Origin of the sequence: Granulicatella adiacens ATCC 49175, from assembly GCF_025150565.1 — a bacterium.
Taxonomy (GTDB): Bacteria; Bacillota; Bacilli; order Lactobacillales; family Aerococcaceae; genus Granulicatella; species Granulicatella adiacens.
In genome coordinates this window covers 1280464-1298777 of record NZ_CP102283.1, presented here as the reverse complement: position 1 = coordinate 1298777, position 18314 = coordinate 1280464, and the positions used below count along the sequence as shown (strand labels likewise).

Genomic DNA, 18314 nt, shown 5'->3' with positions numbered 1-18314 from the left:
AAGAAGGGATTACTAGTGGCATTAGCAGAAAAATATGTAGACACGTTGAATGTGAGCGTACCTAAGCAAACGCCTCTAGTTCGTAAGGGTCAAGAGGTTACTTCAATTCCTGAAGAAAAACAAAAAGCAAACTTAATGCAAGTTTTAATTCTTTCAGGAGTGGTTTTAGCGTTCTTAGCAACAATGACAATTGTCGCTAGCATGATTGTTGCTAATAAAAATAGACAATTACAGGACATTGAATCACAAACAACACTTATTCAACGTGAAAATAATACTTTACTTCAATCAACACAAGAATTGTCTCAATACGACCGTGTCAATCGTATCGCAAATGAACAAGGCTTGAAGATGAATGAAGATAATGTTAGGAATGTTGGACGATGAAAAAAACGAATAACAATAACATTGCGAGAAATAGGCGTCGAGCGAGCTTTATTTTAATGGGACTCGCTAGTGTCTTATTTCTCATTTTTTCTGTACGTTTCTTTAGAATTATGGTTTTAGGGAATATTCATAATGTAGATTTACGAGCAGAAATTAATGATAAAATTCATCAAAAAAGAACTTTAGCGGCTAAACGTGGAACAATCTATGATGCCAGTGGAAGTCCTATTGCGGTAGATGCAACGAATTATTCTATTTATGCAGTCTTGACCAATCAATGGAGTAAAAATGCAGAAACCCCAGATTATGTAACGGATATTAATAAAACAGCCGAGGCGTTGTCGAAACATATTTCTCTTTCTAAAGAGGAGATTGTAAAGATTTTAAATCAGAAGGATGTTTCTCAAGTCGAATTTGGAAATGCTGGAAAAAATCTTTCGGTTCAAGTGAAAGATAAGATTGAAGCGGAGAAGCTTCCAGGAATTAAGTTTTCAGAGAGTCCAGCGAGATATTATCCAAATGGGATTTTTGCTTCTCATTTAATCGGATATACGGATTCTGTTGAGGAAACAGTTGACCACAAGACGACTATTTCTTTAGTTGGAAAGACTGGATTAGAAGGCCTTTATAATGAACAACTAACTGGAACGGCAGGAGAAGTAGAATATACGGTTGATGGGAATGGATATGTGATTTCAGATACTGAGAAAGTGACCAAACAACCAAAAGACGGAAAAGATATTACTTTAACATTGGATAAGAGACTTCAAACTTACCTAGAATCTTTAGTCAGCGCGGCAGATAAGCAGTATCAACCTGTTCAGATGACTGCAATGCTAGTGGATCCAAAAAGTGGAAATATTGTAGCGGCTACACAACGCCCAACTTATAACTCTACGACGAAAGAGGGAATTGATGTTCAGTGGAACAACCTTCTAACAGATCAAGCTTATGAGCCTGGATCAACCATGAAAGTTTTAGCTTTAGCTGCAGCAATTAATGAAGGGGTCTTTGATCCAAATGAAAGATATCAATCAGGAAGTGTAAAGATTTATACGGACTTAGTTAGGGATTATAATAAAGTAGGGTGGGGAAATATAACTTATTTAGAAGGCTTAGCCCATTCTAGTAACGTGGCCTTTGTTCATGTTATTCAAAAGATAGGTGCCGAAAAATGGAAACAATATTTAGAAGCATTTGGATTTAGTAAATCTACTAATTCAGGATTTGCAAATGAAATATCTGGTTCAAATCCATTTAATTCCTACTTACAACAATTATCTACTGGTTTTGGACAAGGGATTACGGTTACGGTGTATCAAATGATGCAAGCTTTTACTGCGATTGCTAATGGTGGACAAATGCAAAAATTACGTTTAGTGGATCATTTTACAGAGCCTAATACCGATAAAGAAACACCAAATCCAGTAAACTCATTAGGAAAAGTCATTTCACCAGAGGCGGCTAAAAAAACACTCGAATATTTATATCAAGCAACTCGAATGAAAAATGGGACGGCTTATGAATTTAATATCGACGGAGAAGAAATAGCAGCTAAGACAGGGACTGCTGAAATTATTAATCCAGAGACAGGTAAATACTATTCAAATGGAAATAACTATATTTTTTCTGTAGTTGGATTTGCCCCTTATAATGATCCAAAATATATTTTATATGTTACCGTTAAACAACCTCGGGTGGCTGTAACTGGAAATACAATTCTTAAAGAAATTTTCAATCCATTAATGAAGAGAAGTTTAGAATATTCAAGACTCTCTGAGTAAAAAGAAGGAGGAAGAACATGTTTGCGAAAGAACTAGCGGATTTATTAGTCATTAAACGAGTGGAAGGCTCTTTAGAAAATATCGTTGTAGATAAATTAGCTCAAGATTCGCGTAAAGTTGTGCCCAATACAATGTTTTTCTGTATCGAAGGAGTAACAGTAGATGGTCACCTTTTTGCAGGAAAAGCAAAGGAGTTAGGAGCTAATGTATTTGTTGCTTCCAAACCGATTAAAGAACAAGTTGGAGATTCCCCTGTGATTTATGTAAAAGATGTGACTCGAGTAATGACGCTATTTGCGAATCATTTCTATGGTTATCCTTCAGAGAATCTAAATATGATTGGGGTTACAGGAACAAATGGAAAAACGACTGTAACCCATATGGTGGACTATTTATTAGAAGAATTAGGAAAACCAACAGCATTGATTGGAACGATGTATCGTAAAATCGGTGAGGAACGCATTGAAACAAGAAATACAACACCAGAAATATTAACCGTGCATGAAACATTGCAAAAGGTTAAGGAAATTGGTGGAGATACCTGTATTATGGAGGTTTCTTCTCATGCTCTTCAATTGGGGCGTGTATGGGGGATTGACTATAATGTGGCGGTATTTACAAACCTTACGCATGAACATTTAGATTTGCATAAAACAATGGAAAATTATGCGCATGCTAAGAGCTTACTATTCTCACAATTAGGAAATCATTCTAAAAACGAGAAGCCACGGGTAGCTATCCTAAATCGTGACCAAGAATATTTTGGGCAATTTGCATATTCTACATCAGCTGAAATTATTTCCTATGGCTTTAGTGAAGAAGCAGATATTCGAGCTACTGAAATTGAGAGCAATGGAGCGATGACAACTTTTGTAGTAACCGTGAATGGTGAAAAAATTCCTGTAATGGTTCCAATGATTGGATTATTTAATGTTTACAATGTGTTGGCGGCGTTTGGAGTAGCGATGGTTAATGGAATTCCTTTACGAAAGGCGATTGAAAAAATTGCCAAGTTCCCTGGTGTAGGTGGACGAATGCAATTAATCCAAAAAGGCCAGCCATTCCAAGTCATTATTGACTTCGCTCACACCCCAGATGGGTTAGAAAACGTGTTGTCAACGCTCGAAGAAGTAAAAATAAATCGTGTAATCACAATTATGGGACATAGTGGAGGAAATCGGGATTCAAGTATGAGGCCAGAACTTGGAGAGATTGCTTTTGAAAAATCGGATTATGTGATTTTAACGGCAGACAATCCTAGACAGGAGTCTTTAGAAAAAATTTACTCTGAAATCGTATCAGGTAGAAAAAACGAAAATACTCCATATGAATGTGTAGATGATAGAAAACAAGCAATAGAACGAGCCTTAGAACTCGCGCAAGAAGGAGATATCTTGTTATTTGCGGGTAAAGGTGTTGAACCTTACCAAGTGATTGGCGAAGAATATATTCCTTACAATGAAGTTGAGACGGTGGTTCAAGCGCTTGAAAAACTAGGGTACAAGAACTAGGGTAGAAAAAGGAGAGTATTATGATTGAAATCATTTTAGCAGTCGGGTTATCGTTTCTAGCAACGGTAATTGCCGAACCACATTTTATTCAATTTATGAAAATGAAACAGTTAGGACAAACGACTTTAGATGAAGGGCCATCTTGGCATAAAGCTAAAAGCGGAACACCAACGATGGGTGGACTAGTTTTTCTTTGTATGATTAGTTTATCTAGTTTAATTATGGGGGCCGTTTTTGGTCATTTCAATTTTGTATTATTAAGTGGAGTTATCGGCTTTGCTTTCTTTGGTTCTATCGGATTTCTTGACGATTATATTAAAGTGTTTAAGAAACAAAATGAAGGATTAAAGAGTCACGAAAAATTTGCTCTTCAATTATTGGGAGCTGCAATTTTTGTGGCACTGTATCTTTTTAGTGGAAACCAACCTCTTATTTACCTTCCGTTGTTTGGAGAAGTAAATAGTATTATTGTTTTTGCGTTATTCACAATTATTTGGATTGCAGGTTTTTCAAATGCAGTGAATTTAACAGATGGTTTAGATGGATTAGCCACTTCAACAAATATTATTGCATATGCAACTTACGGAATTATCGCAACTCATGCAGGTCAAAATTCAATTGCTGTATTTTGTTTCTGTGTAGTAGGGGGATTAGCAGGCTTCTTATTATTCAACTGGAAACCGGCGAAAGTCTTCATGGGTGATGTTGGTTCATTAGCTCTTGGAGCAGGACTTGCAATTATTTCTATTATGCTTCATAAAGAATGGACCTTACTTCTTGTTGGGATTATTTTCGTTTTTGAAACTCTTAGCGTTATCCTGCAAGTAGGGTCGTTTAAATTAACAGGAAAACGAATTTTTAAAATGAGTCCTATTCATCATCATTTTGAAATGAGTGGATGGAAAGAAGTGAAAATCGTTTCAGTCTTTAGTGCTGTCGGTTTCGTTGCGGGGCTAATTGTTGCAATTATTTTCTAAGAGAATTAACATATTTTAACGGAGAGCTGGCCATTTTTGTCCAGCCTTTCTCCATATACATATTAAAAAGAGAAAATTGGAGGAATCATTGTGCGGAATACACATGCATTTGAAAATAAAAAAGTACTAGTCATTGGACTTGCTAAAAGTGGAGTGAATGTAGCGAAATTGCTATACCATTTAGGAGCAGATGTGACGGTGAACGACCGAACACCACTTGAAGAAAGTGTTGACGCACAAGGGTTAGTTGCTGAAGGGGTTAAAGTGGTTTCTGGGGGGCATCCACTAGAGTTACTTGATGGAGACGTGGATTTCGTTGTTAAAAACCCAGGGATTCCTTATTCAAATCCTTTAGTAGCCAAAGCTGTTGATAAAGGGTTACCAGTTTATACTGAAATTGAAATTGCACAACGTGTCATGGAAGGAACCGTTCTTGGGATTACAGGTTCTAATGGAAAAACCACGACAACTACATTAACAAACTTAATGCTACATGAATCCTTCCCTGAAAGAAGAACTTTTGCTTGCGGAAATATCGGAGTCCCTTTATCGCAACTGGCAGAAGATTCAAAAGAAACAGATATTTATGTCACTGAATTATCAAGTTTTCAATTAATGGGAATTGAAGCGTTTCGACCTAAAGTAGCGTGTATCGTGAATATCTTTAGTGCGCATTTGGACTATCATGGATCTCGCGAAGAGTATGTAAAAGCGAAATTACAAATCACTAAAAATCAAACAGAAGAGGATTTCCTTGTTTACAATGCGGATTTCCCAGAATTATATGAGTTTATTAAAGGCCATACAAAAGCAACCTTAGTACCTTTCAGCCGCAAATCGGTCTTGGAACACGGCGCTTATACGGATGAAACTTCGATTTACTTTAATGGGGAAGCCGTAATGCCAATTGAAGCCATTCAAGTACCTGGCGTTCAAAATGTGGAAAACGTGTTGGCCGCAGTCGCGATTTGCAAATTACAAGGAGCAACCAATGAAGGAATCGAAAAAGCAGTTCGTTCATTCCATGGAGTAAAACACCGTACACAATATGTGAAAACCATTGAAGGTCGTAAATTCTACAACGATTCAAAAGCAACAAATATCATTGCGACACAAACAGCCTTAAGAAGTTTTACAAATCAATCTGTTGTATTGATTGCTGGTGGACTAGATCGTGGGAATGGTTTTGAAGAATTAGAATCATCACTTGGAAATGTCCGTGAAATGGTCGTTTACGGAGAAACAAAAGAGAAGTTGAAAGCGACTGCTGAAAAATTATCGATTCCAGTAACTGTAGTAGAAACATTAGAAGAAGCTGTGCCAAAAGCGTATGCAGCTAGTCGTGAGGGAGAAATTGTATTGCTTTCACCTGCATGCGCAAGTTGGGATCAATTCGCTAACTTTGAAGTTCGCGGTGATTGTTTCATTGAAGCAGTAGAGAAACTGTAATATATAGGAGAAAAAAGATGAGAGTATTAGTTTCAGGAGGAGGAACGGGTGGACATATTTATCCAGCACTTTCCTTAATGAATTATTTGAAAGAACAGGACCCTTCAACAGAGTTTCTTTATGTAGGGACTGAACGCGGATTAGAAAGTACCATCGTTCCAAAAGCGGGATATGATTTTAAAACGATTAAGATTCAAGGAATCGTTCGTTCATTATCGTTAGAAAACTTTAAGACATTATGGTATTTCTGTACAAGCTATTTTAAAGCAAAAGAAATCGTAAAAGAGTTCAAACCAGATATTGTAATTGGTACTGGAGGATATGTATGCGCGCCAGTATTATACGCAGCAGCAAACATGGGAATTCCAACGATTATTCATGAGCAAAACAGTTTAGCAGGAATCACCAATAAATTCTTAGCAAGAAAAGTGTCTAAGATTGCAATTTGCTTCGATGCGGTTCGTAAAGATTTTGCAAAATACGAAGATAAAGTTGTCATGACAGGAAATCCTCGTGGACAAGAGCTAGCAAATGCTGTTCGTGATGATGCTTATCTAGATTTACTTGGAATCAAAAAAGAAAAACCGATTGTATTAATCTTTGGGGGAAGCCGAGGCTCATTACGAATGAACGAATCATTCTTAGAAGCTTTAGAGGAATTAGAAGCAAAAGATTATCAAGTGGTCATGGTGACCGGGCAAGTGCATTATGACAAAATCAACAATCATATTACAAGTTTGAAAAAACCATTGCAAAATGTCACAGTTTTACCATATATTAATAATATGGTGCAAATGTTCCAAAACACAGATTTAGTAGTTTGTCGTAGTGGAGCAACAACATTGATTGAATTAACAGCTCTAGGATTACCAAGCGTTTTAATTCCAAGTCCGTATGTGACTGAAAATCACCAAGAAGCCAATGCAATGTCATTAGTAGAAAAAGATGCAGCGACTATGATTTTAGAGAAAGATTTAAATGGACAAAGTTTAGTTGCAGAAATTGATCGTATAATGGAAGATGAACCAAAACGTCTACAAATGGCCAGCAATTCCAAAGCTTTGGGTATTACCGATGCTTCAACGAGACTTGAAACAATTATTCATTCTCTAGTGAAATAAAGATAGAAGGAGGAGAATATGTTTAATCGAAAGACACCAAAAAAAGCTCCTCCGCGTGAATTAACACCTTGGGAGTTAGCGCAGCAAAACTCACCTACTTCTAGAGTAGAAGAGACAGTTCCAAAAGAGGATGTACGACCTCCAAAAAGAGAACCCAAACCTAAAAAGAAAAAGCCTGAATCAAAAGGAATTACGAATGCAACACTGTTAAAAGGAATTTTTATTGTGTGTTTAGCTTGGAGTATTTATTTTATTTCTCCACTATCAAAAGTTTCTGAGATTGAGGTAGTAGGATTAAGCCAAGTTCCTGCTGAACTAGTTCAAGAGAAAGATGGAATTGTCAAAGGGCAAAGTATTTGGACGATTTTAGCCAATCGTACACGTACCGCAACACTTTTAAAAGCTGCCAGTCCAAAAATTAAAGATGCTTCTATTGAATTAGTAGCATGGAATAAAATACGTTTGAATATTGAAGAAAATCCTGCTATTGGTTATTTTAAAACGGAAGAGAAAACATTTGAACTTCTTGCTGATGGTCAAACAATCGAAGTGGAAGCAACTCTTTCTACAGAAGAATATCCAGAATTAGTAGATTTTACTGAAGAAACTCAATATAAAACTCTAGCGAAACAATTAGAAAAAGTTTCTAGTAGTATTATTCGAGAGATAAAAGAAATTCAATATCCAAACGATATTAAAAATCACCAAAAAATTTATTTGAAGATGAAAGATGGAAATCGAGTCATCGGAAATTTGAAGGATATTGGGGATAAATTAGTGTATTATCCATCAATTGCAAAACAGTTGAATGGTAAAAAGGGAACCGTTGATATGGAAGTGGGAATATACTTTACACCGGATACAACGATTCGATAAAAAAGTCTTAAAACTCGCTCATATGTTTTTTGTAGTGAACGTAATTGTGTTAAAATATAAGGAGTATCACTAACAAAATTAACATTAAAAAATGAATTATGAATAATCGTATAGGAGGTTTCAATAAACGTGAAAAATCAGGGAATTTATGTGAGTTTAGATATTGGAACCACTTCAATAAAAGTTGTAGTAGCTGAGTATGTCAGAGGACAATTAAATATTATTGGAGTCGGCAATGAAAAATCAGAAGGATTGAGCCGTGGAGTCATCGTAGATATTGATGAAACAGTTGAATCCATTCGAAAAGCAGTACGACAAGCAGAACAAAAATCAAATATTCAAATCAAGGACGTTATCGTTGGAATTCCAAGTAATCAAATTTCAATCGAACCTTGTCATGGAATGATTGCTGTATCAAGTGAAAATAGAGAAATTACAGATGTGGATGTATATAATGTGATTTCCGCTGCAAAAGTTCGTTCAGTTGCACCTGAACGCGAAATTATTTCTGTTATTCCAGAAGAGTTCATCGTGGATGGATTTGACGGGATTAAAGATCCTCGTGGAATGATTGGCGTTCGCTTAGAATTATTTGCGAGCATGATTACAGGACCTAAGACGATTGTTCATAATATTAAACGTTGTATTGACAAAGCCGGATTAAATATTGAAGAAATGGTGATTCAACCATTAGCGATTAGTCAAGTAGCATTAACTCCAGGTGAAAGAGAATTTGGAACAATTTTAATTGACATGGGTGGTGGACAAACTAGTGCTTCTGTTATGCATGACAATCAGTTGAAATTTTCATTTGTGGATCAAGAGGGTGGAGATTTCGTATCAAAAGACATCTCAATCATCTTGAATGCAAGCTTTGAAAATGCTGAACGCATTAAACGTGAATATGGATATGCAATCTCATCAGAAACGAGTGCAGATGAATTTTTCCCAGTTGAAACGATTGGAAAGAAAGATCCAATAAAAGTAGATGAACATTACTTATCAGAAATTATTGAAGCTCGTGTCGTTCAAACTTTTGAAACGGTAAAACGTGCTCTAGACCAAGTGGAAGCATTAAAACTTCCAGGAGGAATCGTGTTAACGGGTGGAGCTTCTTCACTTGCAGGAGTTCAAGAGTTAGCACAAGAAATTTTTGGAGTACAAGTGAAAACTTATATTCCTGAGCAAATGGGAATGAGAAATCCTATTTATGCAACTAGTATGGGGTTAATTCAATATGCTGCAAGCTTAGATGATGTTCACCGTATCGCACAAAAAGGGAAACCTGGTGTAGAACAACGTCCAGTACAAAGCACTCCAAAAAGTGCACCTGTACAAGTTCAACCAACAGCTCCAGTTCAACAACCACAAGATGTTGAACAAGAAGCAAGTGGTGAAGAACAAGGGTTTGGAGCAAAAGTGAAGAACTTCTTTAAAATGTTTATTGACGAAAATTAAGAAGAGAACCAAGGAGGAAATATAATGGATTTCGAATTCGATACAAATTTAGATGGCGCAGTTATTAAAGTCATTGGTGTTGGTGGTGCTGGTAACAACGCTGTTAACCGTATGATTGCAGAAGGAGTACAAGGTGTAGAGTTCATCGTAGCAAACACTGATACTCAAGCTTTAAGAAACTCAGAAGCTGAAACTAAAATTCAATTAGGACCAAAATTAACAAAAGGTTTAGGTGCTGGATCATTACCTGATATCGGTCTAAAAGCTGCAGAAGAAAGTGAAGAACAAATTCGCGAAGCTTTAGTTGGCGCAGACTTAATCTTCGTTACTGCTGGTATGGGTGGAGGTACTGGTACAGGTGCTGCACCAGTTGTTGCTCGTATTGCGAAAGAGTTAGGCGCATTAACAGTGGGGGTTGTTACACGTCCATTTAGCTTTGAAGGACCAAAACGTGGTCGCTTCGCTGCAGAAGGTGTTGCACAATTAAAAGCAAACGTAGATACATTAGTAACGATTTCAAATAACCGCTTATTAGAAATCGTTGATAAAAAGACTCCTATGTTAGAAGCTTTCCGTGAAGCTGATAATGTATTACGTCAAGGGGTACAAGGAATCTCTGATTTAATTACTGCACCTGGTTACGTTAACTTGGACTTCGCTGATGTGAAGACAGTGATGAAAGATCAAGGTTCAGCATTAATGGGGATTGGTGTTGCTAGTGGTGAAAACCGTACGGCAGAAGCTACGAAGAAAGCTATTTCTTCACCATTATTAGAAGTATCTATCGATGGAGCAGAACAAATCCTATTAAACATCACTGGTGGTGCAGACTTAACATTATTTGAAGCACAAGACGCTTCTGATATCGTTGCAGCAGCTTCAACAAGTGAAGTAAACATTATCTTCGGTACTTCAATCAATGAAAACCTAGGAGATGAAGTCATTGTTACTGTTATCGCAACAGGAATTGACGAGGAGCGTAAACATGAAAAAAAGTCAGTAACTCGCGCTAACCGTTCTCCATTTACAAGCAGTACTTCAACTCGTAAAGATTTAGGGAATAACCCTCAAACTTTCCAAGAGAAACAAGTACCTTCAAAACCACAAGTTGTTGAAGAAAAGAAAGCAGAAAAAGACTTGTTTGGTGACTGGGATATCCGTCGTGAAACTACAGTGCGTGATACTTCTTCATCAACTGATGCAGATTCACCATTTGCGCAAAGCAATTTTGTAGAAGCTCCTTCTGAGCCAAAACAAGCTGAAAATGATGGATTAGATACTCCGCCATTTTTCAGAAAAAGAAATAGAAATTAATGAGTATCATTAAACAGAATGTAAGTCGTATTATGAACTTGGTTGCATCTTCTTGTAACCAAGTTCATAGACTATCTACGGAAGTTTGTCCTATTGTTGTGACGAAAAATCGATCTCAGGATGAAGTTCAAGAGATGTATGATTTGGGTTTTCGACATTTTGCGGAGAATCGTGTTGAAAAACTACTTGAACGGCAGGAACAATTTCCCCAAGAGGATATTATCTGGCATTTAATCGGTCCTTTGCAAAAGCGGAAAGTAAAACAAGTTATTAATCACATTGATTTATTCCACGCTCTTGATAGACTCTCTATTATGAGTGAGATTGATAAACGTCTCGAGCAACCTTTGGACTGTCTGTTAGAAATAAATGTCTCTGGTGAAGAAACGAAACATGGTTTTTCACCTGAAGAGGCTTTTAGCGCATATAAAGAGAGTAAACAGTATGAAAAAATTCATGTTGCTGGGCTAATGACGATGGCGCCTTTTGAAGCAAGCGATGAAGAAATTCGCTTCTTTTTTTCGCGTTTAGCACAACTAGCTAAAAAGATTGAAGAAAAGGAAAAATTATCACAACCGCTCCAGTTAAGTATGGGGATGAGTGGAGATTTTCCAATCGCTATCCAGTGTGGCGCAACATATATTCGAATTGGCACAAGCTGGTTTGAAACGGAGGAAGAATAATGGGATTCATGAATCGTGTTAAAAACTTTTTAAGTCCTGAAGATGACTACTATGAAGAAGATGATCAGTTTGAATATGTGGAAGAGACTGAGGAAAATACTCAGACTCCACTTTGTTCTAGATCGAACGCTTCGAATGTCGTTCCTTTCCAAAGCCCAGGAGTAAAGAAAACATCTAAAATTTATGTGATGGAGCCTAGCGTTTATTCTGAAGCGGAACGCATAGCAGATGCTCTCTTAAAAGGGGAAGCAGTACTCATTAACTTTAAACGGATGGAACCAAAAGATGCAAAACGTGTCATTGATTTTGTAGTAGGAGTGGCGTATGCTATTAATGGTGATGTTCAAAAAGTAAGAGATGAAATTTTTATCTGCTCACCGGCGAATTTTCAAGTACAAGGAAACTTTGACGAGGAAGCAGGAGATGCTTTTCGACGTCCTGAGTTTTAGAGGAGAATGATGATGGCAAGTTTACTAATTGAATGGTCTACTTATATTGCGTCAGTTTATACATTATTTTTAATTGCATATGGGTTAAATATTTATTGGAATCTGTATCTTCCGATGTTTATTGAAGAATTGTTAGATAAAGCATGTAGACCTTTTGTAAGTCTTTTTAAAGATGTGAGAATTGGTAATTATAGTTTAGCATTGGTGACGGCTATGGTCGTTGTATTTTTTATCAATTTAGTGTTTGTTAGTTTCATACGTTTGATTTTTTAATAAGGTGAAGAATTATGGGCAGTGGAGTTGAGCAACATTTTAGAAAAGAGGAAATCTCTTTTCTAAAGCAAGTGGAAGAATGGGTAGAAGAAGTACGTTTGCAGTACGCGCCTGTATTGACGAATTATCTTGATCCACGCCAACAGTTTATTGTGGAGGCGATCGTGGGTCAGTATGATGATGTTCGTTACTACTTTGATGGCGGGTATATTGATGCTGAACGAAAACGTTGTATGATTTGTCCGGATTATTATGAGCCAACTTTAGAGGATTTCGAAAATGCTCTTTTTCATATTCAATATCCGAAGAAATTCGCAACACTGGGGCATGGTAAGATTCTTGGGTCACTGATGAGCCTTGGGTTTGACCGTAGTCTGATTGGCGATATTATTTCTAACGGAGAAGACTGGCAATTATTCTGTGCTCAAAATATGAAAGAATATATCAAACAACAGCTAGAAAAAATTGGGAAAGTTGCTGTAAGGCTTGAAGAAGTCGACTATACGAAATTAATTGTTCCAGTGGATCATTGGACAAATATTCAAACAGTTGTAAGTTCTCTTCGTTTAGATACAGTGATTGCTTCCGTATTTAATGTGTCAAGACAGCGTTCAAAAGAAATGATAGAAAGTGGTAAAGTAAAGGTGAATTGGACCGAAGAGAATCGCCCGGACTTTTTGCTGGAAATTTTAGATATTGTATCCATTCGCGGATATGGACGCCTTCAAATTCAAAAAATCGAAGGGCGAACAAAAAAAGATAAAATTAAAATCGAACTTGGTCTTTTAGAAAAAAATAAAAAATAAAGGGGAGTTATTTATGTCAATTACACCAAACGATATTCATAATAAAGATTTTTCAACAAAATTCAAAGGCTTCGATCCAGAAGAAGTTAATGAGTTTTTGGATGAAGTAAAAAAAGAATTAGAACATTTAATTCGTGAAAATAAAGATTTAGAAAAACGTGTGAAATTTAATGAAGAAAAAGTAGAATACTTTACTTCTATTCAAGAAACTTTGAATAAATCTATTATTGTAGCTCAAGAAGCAGCAGACAGACTACGTGAAAATGCGCGTAAAGATGCGGAAATCATTATTTTTGAAGCAGAAAAAACAGCTGAGGAATTATTAAAAGAGGCAGCTGAAAAAGCGACTCAAATTAATCGTGAAACAGACGCAATTAAGAAGGAAACGCGTATTTTCCGTCAACGTCTTCAAATCTTAAGTCAAACACAATTAGAAATGATTAAAAATGAAGAGTGGGATATGGTGTTAAATACACCTTCACAAATTGAAGTGACACCACCGACAATTGATTCAATTATCGAAAAACGTGCTAAAAGAACTGAGCACCTTACTGAAGAAGAACAACAATAATCAATTTAGAAGGGGACCAAAAGGAGGTCTCCTTTTTCGATAGAAAGAGAGAAAACGATGGAAATTTGGTTTAGTGAAACAGCTAAAGATAAACTATTAAAATTAATGAATGAAAAAGGATTAACAGATGTTTTTTTCGTTATGGATTATGCTGATGGAGATAGTCCTTTCTACGACGAAGGCGGAGGGTGTCATTGCCAAGTTAATGAGAAGTATCATTTAGTCATTTTAAAGAAAGAAGAGGAGTCTACTTTACATCGAAAGTTCGACAAGTTATTAGAGACTAATTTGGGAAAAGTTTATGTCTCTAGTCGCTATGAAATGATGTTTGACCAGAAAAATGTAGTCGATTATAGTGTGGATAAATATGGGTTTTACTTAAAGAGTGAGGCAGGTATCTTATCCATGAGACTCAATATTGATTTTATAGCGTAAAAAGATGAGCATTTGCTCATCTTTTTTTGTATTTAAGGATTTTTTTACTTTAAAAGGCTTGTACCTTCATTGAATACATAGTATACTGTTTTTGTTCACGAAAACAAAAGAGGTGAATTTTATGAACAAAGTTAATTTAGATTTGTTGAAATTAATCAAAAAGAACGCTATTCATAATCAACGAGAATTGGCAGATTTATCAGGTTATTCTCTGGGACTGGTGAATCGTGAAATTAAAAAATTAAGAGAATTAAAGCTAGTCGATGAAGAATTTCGAATGACTAGTAAGGCAAAAACGTTATTCAAAAAAAATAAACCTAAAAATGCAGTAATCTTGGCAGCTGGCTTTGGGATGCGAATGGTTCCCATCAATACAGAAACGCCAAAAGGACTTCTAGAAGTCAAAAATGAACCACTTATTGAGCGATTGATTAAACAATTACAAGAAGTGGGAGTATCAGATATCACTGTGGTCGTAGGCTTTATGAAAGAACAGTACGAGTATTTAATTGATGATTTTCAAGTAAAATTAGCAGTGAATCCAGATTATGCTACGAAAAATAATTTTTATTCATTACAACGAGTTGCTGGAATCTTAGGAAACACGTATATTGTCCCTTGTGACTTGTGGTGTGAGGAGAGTCCCTTTGAAGAGGATGAATTATACTCTTGGTATTTAATGGGACATGAGGAAGTGGAACAAAGCTATTTTAGAGTGAATAAAAAGCAAGAAATCATCACGAGTGAGAAAAGAAGAAAAGGAAACCGCCCATACGGAATTTGCTATCTTGCTGAAAAAGAAGCTAAAGTGGTGACCAAACAATTAAATATAGCTGCTGAAGAAAAAAGGCATGAAAAATCTTTCTGGGAAGTTACTTTAGAGGATAAAGATAAAAAGTACATTGTATATCCAAAAATGATTGATGATAAAAAGATTGCTGAAATTAATACTTACGAGCAGTTACGTGAAATCGACCATTCCTCCAGTCATTTAGAAACAGATGCTTTAATCAACATTTCAAAAGCATTAGGAGTACCTTTAGAGGAAATTGTAAATATTGAAGTATTAAAAAAAGGAATGACGAATCGTAGCTTCTTATTTACTTGTAAAGAACAAAAATACATTATGCGTATTCCAGGAGAAGGAACGGATCATCTCATCAATCGTAAGGAAGAAGCTGATGTATACCGCGTGTTAGAAGGCAAAAAAATCTGTGACGATGTTGTATATATGAATCCTGAGAATGGATATAAGATTACAGCCTATCTAGATGGAGCACGCTCTTGTGATAGTGAAAATAAAGAAGATTTGAAACGTTGTATGGCAAAACTTCGTGAGTTCCATGCGTCTAAACTGAAAGTCGCTCATACATTTGATCCATTTAAACAAATCGTGTTTTATCAAAGTTTATGGAACGGTCAAGCGTCTTACTATAAAGATCATGAAAAAACGCAAAATGAAATATTAAGCTTAAAGAGTTTTGTAGAAAAGTATAAAAAGGAGCCAGTTCTAAGCCATATAGATTCAGTCTACGATAATTTTCTTTTCACGAAAGAAGGAGATATTCGACTGATTGACTGGGAATATGCAGGAATGCAAGATCCACATATCGATATTGCAATGTTTTGTATTTATGCTGGATATGACCGTAAACAAGCAGACGAATTAATGGACCTTTATTTTGAAGGAAAATGCGAAAAGATAACGCGTATTAAAATTTATGCGTATATGGCCGTTAGCGGAATGCTTTGGAGCAACTGGTGCGAATATAAACGCACACTAGGTGTTGATTTTGGTGAATATTCACTCATGCAATATCGTTATGCCAAAGACTTCTATCGCATTGTGCAAGAAGAATTAGCAAAAGAGGAAAAATAATGACACATACGATTAAACGAGCAATTATAATGGCAGCGGGAAAAGGGACACGAATGCGTCCAATAACTAATGAAATCCCAAAACCATTAGTAAAAGTAAATGGGAAAAGAATGATTGATACGGTAATCGATGCCTTATATGAACAAGGAATTCAAGAGATTTACGTGGTTGTCGGTTATTTAAAGGAAAAATTTTCTGAGTTAAAAGCAGATTATCCAAATATTACCATTGTAGAAAATCCTTATTTTGATACTGCCAACAATATCTCTTCTCTTTATGCTGTCAGAGATCATTTAGAAGAAGCTATTATTTTAGATGGTGACCAATTGATTTTTAACAGTGACATCTTACATCCAGAGTTTACACGCTCAGGTTACGCTTGTATTCCTGTAGAAAATGGAACGGATGAATGGCTCATGCAAGTGAATACGGATGGAGTTGTTACCAGCTGTAGTCGTACTGGTGGAGAAAAGGGATGGCAATTATATAGCATTTCTCGTTGGACGAAAGAAGACGGACAAAAGTTAAAACATCATTTGGAAATCGAGTTTGAAGAAAAGAAACATCATGACATTTATTGGGATGATGTAGCGATGTTTTGTTACCCCACAGAATATGAAATGGGCATCTACCCAATGCAACAGGGAGATATCGTAGAAATCGATAGCTTGGAAGAATTGGTAACAATGGATGCATCGTATCAAACTTTATTAGAGGAGGCTCATTATGAATAATGAATTGGAGAAAAAATCGTTAAGAGATGAAATTGACTGGATTGCTACACTAGTACCATTATTTGGAGTATTATTTCTAGGACTATTATTTTTGATATTCCCGGATTCTAGTTCTGCAGTACTTGAAGGAGTTCGAGGTTTTCTAGGAGACCAATTCAGTATTTATTATGCCATGTTAGGAGTTGGTGTATTCCTGTGTAGTATGTATGTAGCTTTCTCTAAATATGGACGTATCGTATTAGGTGGGAATGAATCTAAAGTAGAATATTCAAATTTCCAATGGGGAGTGATGATTTTTACTTCTACGATGGCAGCAGATATTGTGTTCTATGCCATGATTGAGTGGGCACTCTATGCGCAAGAGTCTTATCTTGGAGAGCTTGGTAGCATTCAAAAATGGGCTTCGACATTCCCGTTATTCCACTGGGGACCTATTGCCTGGGGATTCTACATTATGTTAGCCGTCGCTTTTGGATTTATGTTACATAATCGAAAAGTAGAAAAACAAAAATTTTCAGAAGCTTGTCGTCCTCTTTTAGGAGATAAAGTAGACGGATGGATGGGAAAAGTCATTGACTTAATCGCTATCTTTGCCTTAATAGCAGGGACAGCAACAACGTTCTCACTAGCGACCCCACTTCTTTCAGCGGCCATGAGCCAAGTATTTGGAATTCAAAATTCGAAACTAATTACGATTGTTGTATTATTATTAATTGCAGTAGTCTATACAAGCACTGTTATGTTAGGAATGGAAGCTGTCTCAAAATTAGCAGCCATTTGTACGTACTTATTCTTTGCACTTCTTGCTTATTTCCTATTCCTAGGAGGAGAGACCGTTTATATTTTAGAAACAGGATTTAGCGCAATTGGAAATCTTGTTCAAAACTTTATCGGAATGTCCACATGGTTAGATCCACTTCGCGAGACAAGTTTCCCTCAAAAATGGACGATTTACTACTGGTCTTATTGGATGGTATGGTGTGTAGCGACGCCATTCTTTATCGGTAGTATTTCAAAAGGCCGTACTGTTAAAAATACGGTTCTAGGTGGATATGCATGGGGAATCGCAGGAACATTTACAGCATTTATTATTCTTGGGAACTACGGACTTGCGCAACAATTAAAGCATGGCTTAGATATTACAGGAATTTTAAATACAAATGCGGATTATGCTGCAGCCATTCTTAAAATTTTTGAGACAATGCCATTAGCGAATATTGGATTGCTACTTCTGGCTGTTACAATGATTGCTTTCTACGCGACGACGTTCGATGCATTAACACTCGTAGTTTCTGCTTATTCTTATAAAGAATTAACGCATACGCATGATAGTGATAAGCGTGTTCGTATGTTTTGGTCATTAGTACTGATTTTATTCCCAATCGCATTGATTTTCTCTGAAAATTCAATGTATAATCTTCAGTCGGTAGCCATTATTGCAGCCTTCCCAATTGGGATTATTATCATTATGATTATTGCAAGCTTCTTTAAAGATGCGAAGGACTATTTGAAATCGTAGTTGGCAATGACTATGAATCTATGACGGATATAGGAATAGTAGTTGTAATGGGATACCGGTGCAAGCCTTGGTCTTGCACCTTTAAAGC

The 18314-nt window shown here is 36.3% G+C and carries 18 protein-coding genes; all 18 read left to right on the top strand.

Translation table 11 applies throughout. The features are described 5' to 3' along the window. The first annotated feature begins 15 nt into the window (after positions 1-15). The 18 genes from ftsL (at position 16) to NQ540_RS06225 (ending at position 18226) form a co-directional block, all read left to right on the top strand. Entirely contained in the window at positions 16-387 is a 372-nt protein-coding gene (gene ftsL, locus NQ540_RS06310) for a cell division protein FtsL (protein ID WP_005605986.1), read from the top strand. Continuing rightward, positions 384-2171: a peptidoglycan D,D-transpeptidase FtsI family protein gene (locus NQ540_RS06305; RefSeq protein ID WP_005605984.1), complete on the top strand. Its 1788-nt coding sequence runs from the start codon at positions 384-386 to the stop codon at positions 2169-2171. Before ftsL ends, NQ540_RS06305 begins: the two co-directional genes overlap by 4 nt. Before the next feature lie 17 nt (positions 2172-2188). Further along, on the top strand, positions 2189-3682 hold the full coding sequence (locus NQ540_RS06300) for a UDP-N-acetylmuramoyl-L-alanyl-D-glutamate--2,6-diaminopimelate ligase (protein ID WP_005605982.1): 1494 nt from the start codon (positions 2189-2191) through the stop codon (positions 3680-3682). Between the two features lie 20 nt (positions 3683-3702). Then, entirely contained in the window at positions 3703-4659 is a 957-nt protein-coding gene (gene mraY, locus NQ540_RS06295; protein ID WP_005605980.1) for a phospho-N-acetylmuramoyl-pentapeptide-transferase, read from the top strand. A gap of 90 nt (positions 4660-4749) precedes the next feature. Continuing rightward, positions 4750-6108, top strand: a complete 1359-nt coding sequence (gene murD / locus NQ540_RS06290) for a UDP-N-acetylmuramoyl-L-alanine--D-glutamate ligase (protein WP_005605978.1) — start codon at positions 4750-4752, stop codon at positions 6106-6108. Positions 6109-6125: 17 nt separating this feature from the next. Next, positions 6126-7229: an undecaprenyldiphospho-muramoylpentapeptide beta-N-acetylglucosaminyltransferase gene (gene murG, locus NQ540_RS06285; RefSeq protein ID WP_005605976.1), complete on the top strand. Its 1104-nt coding sequence runs from the start codon at positions 6126-6128 to the stop codon at positions 7227-7229. A gap of 18 nt (positions 7230-7247) precedes the next feature. Continuing rightward, on the top strand, positions 7248-8105 hold the full coding sequence (locus NQ540_RS06280) for a cell division protein FtsQ/DivIB (protein ID WP_005605974.1): 858 nt from the start codon (positions 7248-7250) through the stop codon (positions 8103-8105). A 129-nt stretch (positions 8106-8234) separates the two neighbouring features. Then, positions 8235-9563 carry a cell division protein FtsA gene (gene ftsA / locus NQ540_RS06275; protein WP_005605973.1) on the top strand — a complete coding sequence of 443 codons (1329 nt, stop codon included), beginning with the start codon at positions 8235-8237 and terminating at the stop codon, positions 9561-9563. A gap of 24 nt (positions 9564-9587) precedes the next feature. After that, positions 9588-10877, top strand: coding sequence for a cell division protein FtsZ (ftsZ, locus tag NQ540_RS06270; protein WP_005605971.1), 1290 nt, complete (start codon positions 9588-9590; stop codon positions 10875-10877). Continuing rightward, positions 10877-11560: a YggS family pyridoxal phosphate-dependent enzyme gene (locus NQ540_RS06265; RefSeq protein WP_005605969.1), complete on the top strand. Its 684-nt coding sequence runs from the start codon at positions 10877-10879 to the stop codon at positions 11558-11560. The genes ftsZ and NQ540_RS06265 overlap by 1 nt, the downstream gene beginning before the upstream one ends. After that, positions 11560-12009, top strand: a complete 450-nt coding sequence (locus NQ540_RS06260) for a cell division protein SepF (protein ID WP_005605967.1) — start codon at positions 11560-11562, stop codon at positions 12007-12009. Before NQ540_RS06265 ends, NQ540_RS06260 begins: the two co-directional genes overlap by 1 nt. Positions 12010-12021: 12 nt before the next feature. Continuing rightward, positions 12022-12282 carry a hypothetical protein gene (locus NQ540_RS06255; protein ID WP_039848827.1) on the top strand — a complete coding sequence of 87 codons (261 nt, stop codon included), beginning with the start codon at positions 12022-12024 and terminating at the stop codon, positions 12280-12282. A gap of 14 nt (positions 12283-12296) precedes the next feature. Beyond that, positions 12297-13088, top strand: a complete 792-nt coding sequence (locus tag NQ540_RS06250; RefSeq protein WP_005605963.1) for a YlmH family RNA-binding protein — start codon at positions 12297-12299, stop codon at positions 13086-13088. 13 nt (positions 13089-13101) lie between these two features. Then, entirely contained in the window at positions 13102-13659 is a 558-nt protein-coding gene (locus tag NQ540_RS06245; protein WP_005605962.1) for a DivIVA domain-containing protein, read from the top strand. Between the two features lie 57 nt (positions 13660-13716). Beyond that, a complete protein-coding gene (locus NQ540_RS06240; protein ID WP_005605961.1) occupies positions 13717-14094 on the top strand; it encodes an iron-sulfur cluster biosynthesis family protein in 378 nt (125 codons plus the stop codon). 121 nt (positions 14095-14215) lie between these two features. After that, positions 14216-15973 carry a phosphotransferase gene (locus tag NQ540_RS06235; protein ID WP_005605959.1) on the top strand — a complete coding sequence of 586 codons (1758 nt, stop codon included), beginning with the start codon at positions 14216-14218 and terminating at the stop codon, positions 15971-15973. Next, complete coding sequence (locus NQ540_RS06230) at positions 15973-16707, top strand: sugar phosphate nucleotidyltransferase (protein WP_005605957.1); 735 nt, start codon at positions 15973-15975, stop codon at positions 16705-16707. The genes NQ540_RS06235 and NQ540_RS06230 overlap by 1 nt, the downstream gene beginning before the upstream one ends. Further along, positions 16700-18226, top strand: coding sequence for a BCCT family transporter (locus NQ540_RS06225; protein ID WP_005605955.1), 1527 nt, complete (start codon positions 16700-16702; stop codon positions 18224-18226). Before NQ540_RS06230 ends, NQ540_RS06225 begins: the two co-directional genes overlap by 8 nt. The last annotated feature ends 88 nt before the right edge of the window (positions 18227-18314 follow it).

Coding starts and splice junctions, on each gene's coding strand:
- NQ540_RS06305 (WP_005605984.1), top strand. CDS start 384: ATGAAAAAAACGAATAACAATAACATTGCGAGAAATAGGCGTCGAGCG.
- NQ540_RS06300 (WP_005605982.1), top strand. CDS start 2,189: ATGTTTGCGAAAGAACTAGCGGATTTATTAGTCATTAAACGAGTGGAA.
- mraY (WP_005605980.1), top strand. CDS start 3,703: ATGATTGAAATCATTTTAGCAGTCGGGTTATCGTTTCTAGCAACGGTA.
- murG (WP_005605976.1), top strand. CDS start 6,126: ATGAGAGTATTAGTTTCAGGAGGAGGAACGGGTGGACATATTTATCCA.
- NQ540_RS06280 (WP_005605974.1), top strand. CDS start 7,248: ATGTTTAATCGAAAGACACCAAAAAAAGCTCCTCCGCGTGAATTAACA.
- ftsZ (WP_005605971.1), top strand. CDS start 9,588: ATGGATTTCGAATTCGATACAAATTTAGATGGCGCAGTTATTAAAGTC.
- NQ540_RS06265 (WP_005605969.1), top strand. CDS start 10,877: ATGAGTATCATTAAACAGAATGTAAGTCGTATTATGAACTTGGTTGCA.
- NQ540_RS06260 (WP_005605967.1), top strand. CDS start 11,560: ATGGGATTCATGAATCGTGTTAAAAACTTTTTAAGTCCTGAAGATGAC.
- NQ540_RS06255 (WP_039848827.1), top strand. CDS start 12,022: ATGGCAAGTTTACTAATTGAATGGTCTACTTATATTGCGTCAGTTTAT.
- NQ540_RS06250 (WP_005605963.1), top strand. CDS start 12,297: ATGGGCAGTGGAGTTGAGCAACATTTTAGAAAAGAGGAAATCTCTTTT.
- NQ540_RS06245 (WP_005605962.1), top strand. CDS start 13,102: ATGTCAATTACACCAAACGATATTCATAATAAAGATTTTTCAACAAAA.
- NQ540_RS06240 (WP_005605961.1), top strand. CDS start 13,717: ATGGAAATTTGGTTTAGTGAAACAGCTAAAGATAAACTATTAAAATTA.
- NQ540_RS06235 (WP_005605959.1), top strand. CDS start 14,216: ATGAACAAAGTTAATTTAGATTTGTTGAAATTAATCAAAAAGAACGCT.
- NQ540_RS06230 (WP_005605957.1), top strand. CDS start 15,973: ATGACACATACGATTAAACGAGCAATTATAATGGCAGCGGGAAAAGGG.
- NQ540_RS06225 (WP_005605955.1), top strand. CDS start 16,700: ATGAATAATGAATTGGAGAAAAAATCGTTAAGAGATGAAATTGACTGG.